Annotated in this window: 12 protein-coding genes; 2 read left to right on the top strand and 10 right to left on the bottom strand. The window is 62.6% G+C overall.

Annotated elements, in window-relative coordinates:
• Nucleotides 1-12: 12 nt before the first annotated feature.
• The 6 genes from H0485_RS10135 to H0485_RS10110 are packed head-to-tail and all read right to left on the bottom strand — an operon-like array spanning nt 13 to nt 6,721.
• On the bottom strand, nt 13-1,140 hold the full coding sequence (locus H0485_RS10135) for a RuBisCO large subunit C-terminal-like domain-containing protein (RefSeq protein WP_226935260.1): 1,128 nt from the start codon (nt 1,138-1,140) through the stop codon (nt 13-15).
• Nucleotides 1,140-2,141 carry a transketolase family protein gene (locus H0485_RS10130; protein ID WP_226935259.1) on the bottom strand — a complete coding sequence of 334 codons (1,002 nt, stop codon included), beginning with the start codon at nt 2,139-2,141 and terminating at the stop codon, nt 1,140-1,142. The genes H0485_RS10135 and H0485_RS10130 overlap by 1 nt, the downstream gene beginning before the upstream one ends.
• Before the next feature lies 1 nt (nt 2,142).
• Nucleotides 2,143-3,075, bottom strand: coding sequence for a transketolase (locus H0485_RS10125; RefSeq protein ID WP_226935258.1), 933 nt, complete (start codon nt 3,073-3,075; stop codon nt 2,143-2,145).
• 54 nt (nt 3,076-3,129) lie between these two features.
• A complete protein-coding gene (locus tag H0485_RS10120) occupies nt 3,130-4,167 on the bottom strand; it encodes a substrate-binding domain-containing protein (protein ID WP_226935257.1) in 1,038 nt (345 codons plus the stop codon).
• Between the two features lie 32 nt (nt 4,168-4,199).
• On the bottom strand, nt 4,200-5,159 hold the full coding sequence (locus H0485_RS10115; protein ID WP_226935256.1) for an ABC transporter permease: 960 nt from the start codon (nt 5,157-5,159) through the stop codon (nt 4,200-4,202).
• Between the two features lie 53 nt (nt 5,160-5,212).
• Nucleotides 5,213-6,721 (bottom strand): sugar ABC transporter ATP-binding protein, encoded by a 1,509-nt coding sequence (locus tag H0485_RS10110; RefSeq protein ID WP_226935255.1) that lies wholly within the window; start codon nt 6,719-6,721, stop codon nt 5,213-5,215.
• A 201-nt stretch (nt 6,722-6,922) separates the two neighbouring features.
• Here H0485_RS10110 and mtnK point away from each other — a divergent pair, with 201 nt between their 5' ends.
• Nucleotides 6,923-8,188 carry an S-methyl-5-thioribose kinase gene (gene mtnK, locus H0485_RS10105; RefSeq protein ID WP_226935254.1) on the top strand — a complete coding sequence of 422 codons (1,266 nt, stop codon included), beginning with the start codon at nt 6,923-6,925 and terminating at the stop codon, nt 8,186-8,188.
• On the top strand, nt 8,185-9,291 hold the full coding sequence (gene mtnA, locus H0485_RS10100; RefSeq protein ID WP_226935253.1) for an S-methyl-5-thioribose-1-phosphate isomerase: 1,107 nt from the start codon (nt 8,185-8,187) through the stop codon (nt 9,289-9,291). The genes mtnK and mtnA overlap by 4 nt, the downstream gene beginning before the upstream one ends.
• A 31-nt stretch (nt 9,292-9,322) precedes the next feature.
• On the opposite strand, the gene H0485_RS10095 is transcribed toward mtnA, so the two are convergent.
• The 4 genes from H0485_RS10095 to dctP all read right to left on the bottom strand — a co-directional run bounded on the left by H0485_RS10095 (nt 9,323) and on the right by dctP (nt 13,296).
• Nucleotides 9,323-10,297, bottom strand: coding sequence for a sugar-binding transcriptional regulator (locus H0485_RS10095; RefSeq protein WP_226935252.1), 975 nt, complete (start codon nt 10,295-10,297; stop codon nt 9,323-9,325).
• 199 nt (nt 10,298-10,496) lie between these two features.
• A complete protein-coding gene (locus tag H0485_RS10090) occupies nt 10,497-11,786 on the bottom strand; it encodes a TRAP transporter large permease (protein ID WP_226935251.1) in 1,290 nt (429 codons plus the stop codon).
• Nucleotides 11,787-12,293, bottom strand: coding sequence for a TRAP transporter small permease (locus H0485_RS10085; protein WP_226935250.1), 507 nt, complete (start codon nt 12,291-12,293; stop codon nt 11,787-11,789).
• A 7-nt stretch (nt 12,294-12,300) separates the two neighbouring features.
• Entirely contained in the window at nt 12,301-13,296 is a 996-nt protein-coding gene (gene dctP, locus H0485_RS10080) for a TRAP transporter substrate-binding protein DctP (RefSeq protein WP_226935249.1), read from the bottom strand.
• Nucleotides 13,297-13,686 lie beyond the last annotated feature (390 nt).

Below are 13,686 nucleotides of genomic sequence, written 5' to 3'. Positions count from 1 at the left end.
CCGGGGCTGGCCTCAGTTCGGGCTGGCCCCGGCAGCATCCACCGCCTGGCGCATCGCGGCGACGGCGAGATGGATATTCGCAGGATCAGCCAGCAGGCTGCCACCCAAGAGACAGACCAGATCCTCGCCATACATGCGTATCATATCCCCGGCGCGGTCCAGTGACATGCCGCCGCCAGGGCTGGGCAGCATCGGCCTTCCCGGGCCGCCAGGGCTGCGACAGCCCCGGGCAATGGCGCGGCATTCTTCGGCTGAAAAGCCGAAACGGCCGCCCAGATTGGGGAAAACCGAGATATCGGCCCCGGCGAGGCGCTGCATCGTGCCAAAGAGCACCGCATGATCAATGCCGGTATCCGGCGCCAGAACATAGGGGCCGAGAAAGGCCGGATGGGTCATCACCGGCAGATCGAGCGCGCGGTCGCGGGCGATGCGGTCCACGAGGCCAAAGCCCAGCAGCCCCGGCATGATCAGCACGCCGCCCGCACCGACCGCTTTGAGAAAGCGCAGCCTGGCCTCGATCTGATCGGCCGGACCAGAGAGATTGGGAATATAGATCGCGTTGCACCCGGTCTCGGCATTGGCCTTTGCCACGGCAGCGGCGATCGCCTCGACCCTGGCCTCAAACGGGGCGGCGGGCTGCGAGGCAAGGCCGTGATCCTCCTTGATGATATCTGCGCCGCCCCGAATGCATCCGGCGGCAAGCGCTGCCAGGGCCGCAGCAGACTGACCCATTGGCTTGAGCACCGGGGCAATCATCGCGCCCTTCTGCCGCCCGACCCGCTGCCGCAGGCCCTTTATGCCAAAGCCTGGCCCGGGAAACCGCCGCAGCATCTCGGCCCCGGGATCGATGGCGGTGACGCGGATGCCCTGCTGGAGCGAGGAATTGCCGAAAATCACATTGAAAAACTGGGTGATCTCCTCGCCGACCGTATCGGGCGAATAGGAGATCTGCGCCTGCCAGATTCCATCGGCCAGCTGGCCCAGCTCCTCAACCCGGCCGAGGATTTCATCCTCGATATAGCCCGGCGGCACCACGGCGCGCGGCACTTCAACGGTCTGCTCAAGCGCGATCCCCTCCGCCCGGGCCATGGCCCCGGCCCGGTCGCTGGCGCGGATACGGTAGCTGACGGTAAAGCGCATCAGAGCGCCTCGGCCTTGAGCGCGGAATGCACCGCCTCAACCCGCACCGCCTCCAGCGCGGTCTCATCAATGCCGGTCGTCTCCCCGGTCAGCCGCTCGACCGCGCGCACCAGGCTCAGCGCATCCATGCCGTAATGGCGCATCAGATAGGGGCGCGAGCCGCCATGGGCATAGGTGTCCTGCAGCCCCAGCCGGATCAGCCGCCGGGCCAGCCCGGCTTCGGCCAGCGCCTCGGCCACCATCGAGCCGATACCGCCGGTGACGAGGTGGTTTTCCAGCGTGATGACGCCATGGCTGACCGCGCTGGCATGGTCCAGGATCGCCGCCGCATCAAAGGGTTTGAGCGTGTTCAGATGCAGATGCCGGACCGAGACCCCGGCACGCTCCAGCGCCGCGCGCGCCCGGATCGCCTCTTCGGTGGTGATGCCTGAGGTCACGATCAGCACATCGCTGCCCCCGGCCAGCACCCGCATTTTGCCAATTACAAGCGGGCTGTCGAAGAGACGCGGCACCGCGCCACGCAGAATGCGGCAATAGACCGGACCGTCGACACTGTCAGCAGCGGCGATGATGCTTTCGACCTCGGTTGCATCGCCTGCCTCCAGCACCGTCATATTCGGGATGCTGCGCATCACCGAGATGTCTTCGATGGCCTGATGCGTCATGCCGCCCGGGGTGGTCACGCCGGGTAGAAAGCCCATCAGCCGGACCCGGCGGCGCGGATAGGCGATAGAGGCGATCAGCTGGTCATAGGGGCGCCGGTACAGAAAGACACCGAAAGAATGCAGGAAGGGGCGGAAGCCGGCAAGGCCGAGGCCGCCAGCAAAAGACAGCATATTCTGCTCGGCCATGCCCAGCGACAGGAACTGATCCGGGTGGCGGTCGCGAAAGCCGTCAATCTCGCAGCTCGAGGTCAGATCGGCCGAAAGGCAGAGCACCTCGGGGTGCTGCACCGCATAGGCCTCAAAGGCGCTGGCATAGGGGCGGTTGACCATTTCCATTTCAGTGACCCTTCCCCAGATCGACCGGGACGATCCCCAGCTCTGCCGCGATAGCGATATTCATTTCCGCCCGCTCTTCTTCGGATTTAAAGCGAACGTAATGCAGCCGCGGGAAGCGTTTCATCAGAAATTCCATGCCCTTCACCGGGCTGGAATGGGCCAGAATGATCAGCGGCTGCCCCTCATGCGGGGTTGCCTTCGCCTGGCGCAGCGCATTCAGGTCATGGGCATCGACCTCGGCCACCACAGCGCCGAAATTGCGGAATTTGCTGGCAATATCGCCCACGGTCATCACTGAATCCATCGCGCCGTCGCATTGCTGACGGTTCACATCCATCAGCGCCCAGAGGTTATCGATGCCGTGATGCGCTGCCGCCTGAACCGCCTCCCAGGTCTGGCCCTCCTGGACCTCGCCGTCTGACATATAAACACAGACCTCACCGCTCTCGCCCTTGCGCTTGCGCCCCCAGGCCAGGCCCGCGCCGGTTGAAAGCCCGATCCCGAGCGTGCCGTTATGCACCTCCATCCCCGGCGAATGCTCGGCCCCGATCATCTCGACCGAGGATCCGTCCTGGTTGAACATCTCCAGCCCCTCCGGCGCCATGCGGCCAACCTCGATCAGGCAGGCATAGGCGACGAGGGCATAATGAGCGGGCGCGATGAACAACCGGTCATGGACCGCGTCAAAGGGGCCATTATAGCCCGCGCCGGTGCGGTAGCCGGTATGCGTGGCCGAGGGCACGCCGGTAAAGGGCGGCGGGATCATCGGCATGGTCGAGGGGCCAAGGTTCAGCGCCTCATTATACAAAAACGCCAGCTGCTCGGCGGCGGAACAGGCCTGGCTCAGATAGCCGCCATTATTGCGCATCGTATGTTCAAAGACACGGCAGCGGATGCCATGGGCGATCTCTTCGGTCGGGCGGGAATTGCGCAAAACGGGCCTCACTGCAGAAGGGGCAGGGGGCGGGTGACCGCCCCCCGGCAGATGTTAACGTTCGGGCAGTTTCATCCAGGGGCTGACCGAAACCTCGGCATGGACAAAGGCAGGCATTTTCGCGCCCAGCTCTTCCATATTTGAGATGTTGAGATCATTGAGTTCGCCTTGCGTGATCAGGGTCGGCGGTACAATGACCTGGGCACCGACCTCCTCACCGGCCAGCAGCCGGGCGAGGGTGCGCACCGAGACCTCACCCACCACCGCCGGATTGGTCGCGGCGGTGGCTTTCCAGCCCGAACCCTCCTCGCGCATCAGTGCGATATCGGCGGTCGAGATATCGGCGGAATAGATCGCCACATCGCCCGACATGCCGGCCTCATCCACGGCGATTTTCGCGCCTTTGGCAAATTCATCATAGGGGGCGAAGATCACCTGGATATCGGGGTTGGCGGTCAGCACCGCGCGGGCCTGATTGGCGACCGAATTGGCAATCGGATTGTCCATCGTGCCAAACATCGCCTTTTCGGTGATGCCGGGATATTTCGCCTTAAACTCTTTCCAGGTCTCGTCGCGGCGGTCGAGCGGCGCGATGCCCGGCACATAGACATAGCCCGCCGTCCAGGTCTCGCCCTGGTCTCTGATCGCCTGTTCCAGCGCAAGACGGGCCAGATCGCGGTCGGATTGCTCGACCTGGGGGATGGCGGTGTTTTCGACATTCACGTCAAAGGCCACCACCTTGATCCCGGCATCGACGGCGCGCTGCGCGGCCTCTTTCATCGACTCGGTCAAGCCGTGCTGGATGATGATGCCATCGACCCCAAGCGCAATGGCCTGATCGACCATATCGGCCTGCAGCGCCGCATCCTGGCGCGAGTCAAACACCTGCAGGTTTACCCCCAGCGCGGCAGATTGTTTCTCGACGCCCGAGAGATAGGCCTGGAAGAAATCGCCGGTCGAGAGATAGCGCACGAGGGCGATTTTCACATCGCCGGGAGTATCGAAAGGAGCGGGCGCGCCTTCGGCCAGAGCAATGCCCGGCAACAGCGCGACCGAGGTCAGAAGTCCGGTGAATGTCCGTCTGGAAATCATGGTATCCTCCCTGAATTTATTGTCTTTCTGTTTCAGTGTAGCGCCCGCCCCCCCCGACCGGAGAGCGCAAAGGTAAAGACCAGGGCCACCACCAGCACAAAGCCTTTGATGAAATCCTGGGTGTAATAGGGGGCATTCAGCATGGTCAGCCCCTGGAGCAGGATGCCAACGAAAAGCGCGCCTATGGCGGTGCCAAAGGCATTGGGTCTGGCGGCACCCAACACGGCAAAGCCGATCAGCGCTGCCGCGACAGCATCAAGCAGCAGATTATTGCCCGAGGCGACATCGCCGCGCCCGAGGCGGGCCGCGAGCAGGATCCCTCCGAATGAGGCCAATGTGCCCGAGATCACATAGGCCAGCACCCGGTAACGCGCGACATTAATCCCGGCCAGGGCGGCGGCATTGGGGTTCGAGCCGATAGCATACATGATGCGGCCATGCCGGGTCAGTTCCAGAAAGCCCCAGACCAGAAAGGCGATGACCAGCAGAAACACCACCGAAAGCGGGATCAGATCCTCGAGGATGAAATCGAGCCGGTGGCGGCCCAGCATCAGAAAGCCCGGAGCAAACACCCCGGTCGCGCTGCTGCCATCGGGCAAAGACATGCCGGTCGAGATCGAATTGCCTTCGGTCGGAATGCGCTGCAGCCCCATCAGCAGGAACATCATGCCGAGCGTCGCCAGCAGATCCGGCACCTTCATCTTCACGATCAGCAGCCCGTTGATCAGCCCGACCAGCGCCCCCATGGCCAGGCAGAACACCACCGCCTCGACCGCGCCCAGATCCCAGATCACCATCGTATAGGCCGAAAGCATCAGCGCCGAAGTGGCGACCGCACCGATTGACAGATCAAAGCCGCCCACCACCAGGGTGGCGGTGACCCCAAGCGCCAGGATGCCGGTAATGGCCACCGACTGCAGAATGAACACGGCGCTGCGGGCCGAAAGAAATGCGGGCTCGGCGATGGTAAAGCCGGTTACCAGTGCCACCATCAGCAGCAAAAAACCGTAGCGGATGGCAAAATCAGTAAAGCTGAAGTCTTTGTTTATGCGGCCTGTCCTGCGGCGGAAGCGGTGACCTCGGCCATCAGCCGGGCCAGGTCGATATTTTCATTGCGATGCCCTGCCCCGAGGCTCTGCTCGCTCATCACCAGGATGCGGTCGGCAATCTCGAGCGCCTCATCGATCTCGGCACAGAGCACCAGGGTGGCGCGGCGGGCGGCACTGGCGCGGATATGGCGGGCAATATCGCGGCGGGCCTGAATATCGACGCCCTGGAAAGGCTCATCCAGGATCAGCAGCCGCGAGGCCTCGGCCAGCCAGCGCGCCACCATTACCTTTTGCTGATTGCCGCCGGAAAGCGTGAGGATGCTGTCCTTTGGCCCCTGACAGACCACACCCATCTCGCGGATCATCCGGGTCGAGGTCGCGCGTTCCGACCCCGGGCGCAGCAGCGCCAGCAGCCCGGAATGGCGGCCCAGAAAGGGCAGGGTGATGTTTCTGGTAATGTCGAAATCGGGGATCACCGCATTCATGCGCCGGTCCCTGGCGCTGAGACAGACGCCTTTCCTGACCGCCTCGCCCGGATCGCGGGGCTGATAGGGCGCGCCGTCGAGGCAGAGATCTCCGGCATGGGGCCTGCGCAATCCGTAGAGTATCCCGGCCAGTTCGGTCTTGCCCGAGCCGACGAGGCCGGTGATCACCACCACCTCATTTTCATGCAGGCTCAGATCAAAGGGGCGACTCTCAGCGCGCAGCTGCAGTGCTTTTGCGCTGAGAACGGCAGGGCCGGGGGCGGGGATCTGAATGTCACTGCTGTTGATCTCATGGCCCAGCATCGCCCTGACCGCGCCGGCGTAATCGGGGGGGCTGCCCTCGAACAGGCCCGAAATCTGGCCATCGCGCATCGAGACGATACGGTCAGCAAGGCGGCGGATATCGGACATGCGATGCGAAATATAAAGGATCGCCACCCCCTCGCTGCGCAGCCGGTCCAGCAAAGTGAAAAGCTGCCCGGCCTCGGCGGCTGAGAGCGAGGAGGTCGGCTCATCGAGGATCAGCAGGCGCGGTCGGTGCGACATGGCGCGCGCAATCGAGACCAGCTGACGATCAGCAAGGCTGAGTTCGCGCACCGGGCGGCTGACATCGGCTTTCAGCCCCACGGCTGCGGCAATGGCACGGGCTTTATCGCGCATTTTCCGGCCATTGAGAAAGGAGCCCGAGCGGCTGGCCAGATCATCGAGCAGCAGGTTTGAGGTGATATCGAGATCAGCGGCCACCCCGTCATTGATCGACTGATGCACCGTCACCACCCCGGCGCGCAGCGCCGCCGCCGGGCTGGCGGGGGTAAAGGGCTGGCCGTCAAGCGTGATAGTGCCGCTGTCTGCGCCCTGCACACCGCAGAGAATTTTGACCAGGGTGGATTTCCCTGCACCATTTGTCCCCATCAGCACAGTAATCGCGCCGGCAGGCAGGGTCAGATTGATGCCGCGCAGCACATGATTGCGCGCGAAGGATCGGGTCAGCCCCGTAATAACGATGCCTGGCTGAGACACATAAATTCTCCTCTCCCAGGGCTGACGCTAGCGTGACTTGTTCAAATGTCAATAATGTTTGACAAATGATCGTGACGCGGAAATCCTGCCCCGGGGAGAGCGGTACCAGGTAAGGAACGCCCTGTGCTGCAGACAGGCAAGCAGCAGCCTGGCCGGAAGATTTCATTCTGGAAGGCGGCGGTTTTCAGGAGGAGGAGAAGCGTGAGCGCGTCTGACTATGCAGCCCTGACACCCGGGAGCCTGCCTGCAAGGCTGGGCGGTCTCGATCTTCTGACCCGCCGCATCGGCCCGGCTGAGGGCTGGCAGGTCGAGGAGGTCGGGGATGGCAATCTCAACCTCGTTTTCATCCTGCGCGGCAGCCTGGGCGCGGCGATTGTGAAACAGGCTTTGCCCTATGTGCGGCTTGTGGGCGAAAGCTGGCCCCTGCCGCTGAAGCGCAGTTTCTTTGAATATCATGCTTTGCAGCGCCAGGCGGCGCGTGACCCGGGCAGCGTGCCGGAACTCTGGCATTTCGATGAGGCCCAGGCGCTCATTGTGATGGAATATCTCAGCCCGCATATCATCCTGCGCCACGGGCTGATCGCCGGTAAGCGCTATGGGGGGCTGGGCGAGCGGCTCGGCCAGTTCTGCGCCAGGACCCTGTTCCGTGGCTCGGATCTTTCGATGAAAGCGGCTGAGAAAAAAGCCGATTTGGCGCTGTTCGCGGGCAATATCGAATTATGCGATATTACCGAAAATCTTGTCTTTTCAGATCCTTATTTCGAGGCAGCCCTGAACCGCCATACGCCGGGCCTTGAGGCTGCGGTGGCGCGGCTGCGCGGCGATCTGGCGCTGAAAGTGGCGGCGCAGCATCTGAAAATGGCCTTCACCTCGCAGGCGGAAACCCTGCTGCATGGCGATCTTCATACCGGATCGGTCATGGTGTCAGAGCGCGATATCCGGGTGATTGATCCGGAATTTGCCACCTATGGGCCGATCGGTTTTGACATTGGCATGCTGATGGCGAATTTTCTGATGGCCTGCCTTGCGCAGCCCGGTCACGCGGAAAGCCCTGGCGCACGCTCTGGCTATCAGTCCTGGCTGCTCTCGGTCACGGCGGCGGTCTGGACCAGCTTTGAGGCCGAATTTACCCGGCTCTGGCGCGAGGAGCGTCAGGGCATTCTCTATCAGGCGACGCTTTATGAGGATCAGCGCCACGGTCTTGCCAGCGAGATTGCGCGGGGCGAAAGGCTGGGGGCGATCTGGCGCGATGCGCTTGGTTTTTGTGGGGTTGAGATCCATCGCCGCATTCTTGGCCTGGCCCATAATGCTGATTTTGAACGGATTGATGATGTTGCACTGCGTGCGGCCTGTGAGGCCCGTGCCCTTGCTCTTGGCACTGCGCTGATCCACAGCCGCCATACCTTGAGCGGAACCCAGGCGCTGCTTGATCTCGCGGCGCGCGTGAATACGGAGGACCACCTGTGAAAATCAATGGCAAGCCTTACCGGTCCATCTGGCGCGAGGCCTCGGGAGAGGTGCGGATTATTGATCAGCGCTGGCTGCCGCATGAGCTGCGCATCGTCGCGCTTTCCAGCCGTGAGGATTACGCGGTGGCGATCCGCGATATGTGGGTGCGCGGCGCGCCGCTGATCGGTGCGACAGCGGCTTACGGCGTCGCCGGTCAGATGGGGCGCGACCCGTCAGATGCCTCGCTGAGCGAGACCTGGGAGGTGTTGCATGAAACCCGCCCGACCGCGATCAATCTTCGCTGGGCGCTTGATGAGATGGAGCGGGTGCTGCGCCCGCTGCCCGCGGCGGAGCGCGCGGCGGCGGCGACAAAACGGGCCGATGAGATTGCCGATGAGGATGTCGAGATCAACCGGCGCATCGGCGCGCATGGTCTGGCCCTGATCCGCGAGATTGCCGCGAAAAAGCCGGGAAAGCCGGTGAATATCCTGACCCATTGCAATGCGGGCTGGCCGGCGACGGTAGACTGGGGCACGGCGACCTCGCCGATCTATCACGCGGTTGAGGCGGGGATTGCGGTTCATGTTTTTGTTGACGAGACCCGGCCACGCAACCAGGGCGCGCAGCTGACCGCATGGGAGCTGAATGCCGCCGGCATCAGCCATGATCTGATCGTTGACAATGCCGGCGGCCATCTGATGCAGCATGGCGAGGTGGATCTGGTGATCGTCGGCACCGACCGCACCACGGCCCAGGGCGATGTCTGCAATAAGATCGGCACCTATCTCAAGGCGCTGGCCGCAAAGGCGAATGATGTGCCCTTCTATGTAGCGCTGCCTTCGCCCACCATCGACTGGACGGTGGTGGACGGGGTGAAAGAGATCCCGATTGAAGAGCGCTCAGACCGTGAGGTGACGCATGTTCAGGGCCGCGATGCCTCGGGCCAGATCATCCAGGTGCAGATCAGCCCTGACGGCACCGGCGGACGCAATCCGGCCTTTGACGTGACGCCCGCCGCGCTGGTCACCGGGCTGATCACCGAGCGCGGTATCTGCAGGGCAGATGCGGCGGCGATGGAGGCGATGTTCGGCGATCTGAAAGCGGCGGCACTCAGCCGCTGATGGCGGAGCAGGGGCGGGGGTTTCCCCTGCCTCAGAACTCCGCTTCGAGCAGCGCCTCGGCCACGGTCAGCCCGGTCACCAGATGGGTGACATAGCCGCCCCGGATTGCAGCCAGGGTCGCCTCGAGCTTATCATGGCCCGGGGTGACGAGAATGCCGCTTTCCAGCCCGACGAGATGGTCGAGCGGAATGCCGATCATCCGCTCGCTCATCGGGCCGGGGATCTCGCGGCCCGTTTTATCGACAAAGCGGCCACAGATCACGCCCACCGCGCCGCTCCGGATGTAAAAGTCGAGATCCCCGGCTGTGGCGAGACCGCTTGAGACGATATGGCTGTCACCGGCGACCGTGCCGACCGAGAACAGCAGCTTATTGACCTTTTCAATCTCATCGAGCTGGCGCTTCAGGATCGGCTCCTCACGCAGAGCGGCCGAGAGCGAGGCGCTCGACAGAATGGCAGGGGCATGCAGGTTCAGACAGCGCGCGCCAAGGCGCTGCGCCAGCCGGGTCGAGCAGGCCTCGGCGGTAAAGCCATAGGGTGTGGCCATGGAGCCGACCAGCTGCAGCACGGTCAGATCCTCAATCGCCGTGACCTCCAGCGCTTCGGCCAGATCATAGACGGTGCGGCCCCAGGCCAGGCCGAGGTGATCGCCCGGCGCCAGCAGATCGGGCAGCCAGAGCGCGGCGCCTTTCACCACCCGGCGAAACGCCTGCTCAAGCCCTGCGCCCTCTTCGGGCACCACATAGGCGGCTTTCAGGCCGAACCGGCGGCAGAGCTCATGGGCCAGGCGGTGGGTGGTAAAGGCAGGTGCGGCGAGGGTGATGCGGATCAGCTCGCGCTCGCGCGCCTCCTGCAGGTAATTCACCACAGTGGCGCGGGAAATGCTGAGCGTATCCGCAATTTCCTTCTGGTTCAGCCCTTCATGATAATAGAGCCATGCCACTTCAATCACGGCATTTTCGCCGCTGACCTGGCCCATGGTGCGCCGCTTGCTGCCAGGGGTCACTTGCGCCTCATTTTACCTAAGACAAAGATATGTGACATTTGTAGCAGCGGGCCGCGCCCGGGGCAATCGCCGGGCCGCGCTGCGGCAGAAGATTTATCGCTTTTGCCCGGCCGGGGCGGCAGGTAGCAATGCAAAACGGCGCGCCGGGAGGGGCGCGCCGTCTGTCTGTCTGTGTGGCCGTCTGTCTGTTCGGATGGGATTACAGCAGCCCCAGCCAGCGCGGCAGGGCCAGTGACAGCTCGGGCACAAAAGTGGTGACCAGCATCAGCGGCAGCGCGACCCAGAGGATCAGCTGCAGCGCTGGCAGGACTGCCTCTTTCACCGGCGCCTTGCCGATCCGGCATGCCATATAGAGCAGCGGTGCCATGGGCGGGCTGTTCGCGCCGATCACCACCGAAGTGGCGACGATCGAGGCGAAATGCACCGGATGTACATCAACCGAAACCATCAGCGGCAGCAACAGCGGCGCGATGACCACGGTGATGGAAACATCGTCAATCACCGCACCGATCAGCACCAGGAAAGTGGTGACCAGCAAAATGATCAGGATCGGATTCTCAACCGCCGCCATGACCATTTCGGTCAGCTCCTGGGGGATGCGCTCGGCGACGAGGATCCGGCCAATGATGAAGGAAAACAGCAAGATCAGCACGATAGAGCCGGTGGTCTCGGCGCTTTGCACCGTGCTGCTGGCCAGCTTTTTCCAGGTCATGTCACGATAGATGAACATGCCGATCAGCACCGCCGACAGCACGGCGAAAGCAGCGGCCTCGGTGGGGGTGAAAACCCCGCCATAGATCCCGCCCAGAATGATCAGCGGCAGCAGCAGCGCCGGCAGAGTGCGTGCGGTGACCGAGAGTTTCTCGCGCAGGCTCTGGGCCGGGGGCGGCGCGGTTTCCTGAAAACGTCGGCCGACCTGATGGCGGTTATAGGCCATCAGCCCGCCCATCAGCAAAAGGCCCGGCACGATAGAGGCGGCAAAGCAGGCGGCAACCGATTGCTGGGTGGCAACCGCGAACAGGATCATGGTGATCGAGGGCGGGATCAGAATGCCGATCAGCGAGGAAATGCCCAGCAGCGCCGCGGCATAGCCCCGGGGATAGCCGCGTTTCTCCATCGGATCGATCATCAGCGTCCCGATAGCGGCAACGGCGGCGGTGGCGGTGCCGGCAATCGCGCCGAACATACCCGAGGCACCGACAAGGGCGGTGCCAAGCCCACCTCTGCGACGGCCGAGCAGCATTTCGATAAAGCTGATCAGCCGGCCGGCAATCCCGCCCGATTCCATCAGATAGCCAGCGAGGATGAACAGCGGCAGCGCCAGCAGAATGACCGAGTTCAGCGAGCGGAAGCCCTGCAGCATCAGCGTGTTGAGATTGGCGTCATAGAACCAGGCGAGGGCTGCGACCACCCCGGCAAAAGACCAGGCCACCGGCAGACCGATGCCCAGAAGTACAAGCAGTAAAATCAGAACGGCCAGCGTTTCCATTCACGCCTCCTTCGACAGACGGGAGAGGCTGAGCAGGGCGCGGGCCAGATCGCGCAACCCATAGAGCATACCGGCAAAGACCATCAGCGCGAGCGGGGCCTGGGCCCACCACAGTGGCACATTCAGCACCGGAATGATCTGGGGCCGCTTCATGCCCCAGGCAAACATGCCCCAGACCCATTGGGCAAAGAAGGCGACGATCACCAGGGTTATCACCGCGATCATCAAGCTATGCCAGGCCCGGCCACGCGCCGAGGGCAGCGAGGTGGCCAGAATATCCACCACCAGATGTTCGCCACGCCGTGTCGCCATCACGGCCCCGGCCATATAGAGCCATATTGCCGCGAACAGGCTGGTCTCGTGCATACCGGCAAGCGAGAGGTCAAAGAAATAGCGGGTGATCACCAGCACCACGAGGCACAGGGTGGTCACCGCACTGGTGATCAGGACAAGTGCGGACAGCAGACCGTTAAGCCCCCTGTCGCAAAGGTTCAGAACGCGAAGCATGAGCCGCTCAGTTCACCGAGGCATTGGCATGGATAAGCGCGGTCAGCTCTTCGCCGAGCACCGGCTCCATCAGCGGCCAAACTTTTTCGCGCACGGTGCGGACCATTTCAGCCATTTCGGCCTCGCTCGGCTCGATGAAAGCATGGCCAAGCGCTTTCCATTTTTCTGCATCGGCCGCATTCGCGGCTTCGGCGGCAGCAAAGCGGGCTTCCATCACTTCTTTCGCGGCCTGGCGGATCACCTGCTGATGCGCTTCGCTCAGGCTTTCAAGGCTTTCGGCATTGGCGGTCAGCACGCCGGTGATCAGCTGGGTGCGGGTCGAGGTCCAGTCGGTCAGCAGATCCGGGAAATAGGTCAGGTCGTAGAAGATGATATTGGCGGCATCCCCGCCGACAATGCCGGTCTGGATCGCGGAATAGAGTTCGCCCCAGTCGATGGCGGCGGTCTGATAGCCGAGCGCCTGCGCGGTCTCGGTGAAGGGGAAGATCGGCGGCACGCGGACTTTGAATTTCGCGGCATCCCCGGCAGTCAGCGCATGGCCGCCCTTGGTGCCAATACCGTTGAAACCTTCCGGCCAGGCGCCAAGGAATTCAAGGCCCTGATCCTCATAGATCAGGCTCATCGCCTGGGTCAGCCAGCCATCTGCGGAATAGGCTTTCAGCCCGTCTTCCCAGTTGGTGAACATATAGGGGACATAGAGCAGCGAGATGCGCTGATCATATGAGGTCATCGGCCAGTTGAGCATCAGGTCGACATCCCCTGCCATCAGCAGATCGAAGGTTTCCTGCTGACCGCCCAGCTCATTCTGGTAAAAGATCTCGAATTTGATCTCACCATTGGTGCCCTCTTCGATCTTTTTCGCCCAGGATTCGATCGCATTCCCGGTATCCGAGCCTTTGGCACCGGAATCGGTGGCAATTTTCAGCACGGTTTCAGCGACGGCGGGCGCGGCCATCAGGCTGAGGCTGGCGGCAAGTGCCAGCGGCAAATGTTTGAAGGTCATGCGCGGGTCTCCATCATCGGGCCAGATGCTCACCGGGGCCACAAACCGGCTTGTTGTCCGTTTAAACTGTGACGCCCTGAGAGGGGGCACCCCGTCAGAGCGAACAGCTTTCTGCCTTGCCCGGCCTGAAGGGCGCTGTGGGGCCTTCGCTCTCAGGGGGCTGAGATCTTATGCCTTTCAGTGCCAGCACAGGGATGGGACCAGGATTCTTCGCAGTTAAGTACAATCCTGTATGGATTTATACAAATCAAAAGCTTCAAAACTGACAAGCATATCGTCATTTTGTAAAAGATTCTGTCAGTTATCGCGTAACAATTGAACAGGTTTCAGGTCATCTCTGTGCGGAAAATGAAAAAGCCGCCCCTTTTTGTCGGTGCGGCCCTTGTTTTT

Source organism: Pseudogemmobacter faecipullorum (assembly GCF_020539525.1).
GTDB lineage: Bacteria > Pseudomonadota > Alphaproteobacteria > Rhodobacterales > Rhodobacteraceae > Pseudogemmobacter > Pseudogemmobacter faecipullorum.
The sequence above is the reverse complement of the archived record's forward strand: the minus strand, read 5'-3'. Positions and strand labels throughout refer to the sequence as shown.

Coding starts and splice junctions, on each gene's coding strand:
- H0485_RS10090 (WP_226935251.1), bottom strand. CDS start 11,786: ATGGAAACGCTGGCCGTTCTGATTTTACTGCTTGTACTTCTGGGCATC.
- dctP (WP_226935249.1), bottom strand. CDS start 13,296: ATGACCTTCAAACATTTGCCGCTGGCACTTGCCGCCAGCCTCAGCCTG.
- H0485_RS10085 (WP_226935250.1), bottom strand. CDS start 12,293: ATGCTTCGCGTTCTGAACCTTTGCGACAGGGGGCTTAACGGTCTGCTG.
- H0485_RS10135 (WP_226935260.1), bottom strand. CDS start 1,140: ATGCGCTTTACCGTCAGCTACCGTATCCGCGCCAGCGACCGGGCCGGG.
- H0485_RS10130 (WP_226935259.1), bottom strand. CDS start 2,141: ATGGAAATGGTCAACCGCCCCTATGCCAGCGCCTTTGAGGCCTATGCG.
- H0485_RS10115 (WP_226935256.1), bottom strand. CDS start 5,159: ATGGTGGCACTGGTAACCGGCTTTACCATCGCCGAGCCCGCATTTCTT.
- H0485_RS10120 (WP_226935257.1), bottom strand. CDS start 4,167: ATGATTTCCAGACGGACATTCACCGGACTTCTGACCTCGGTCGCGCTG.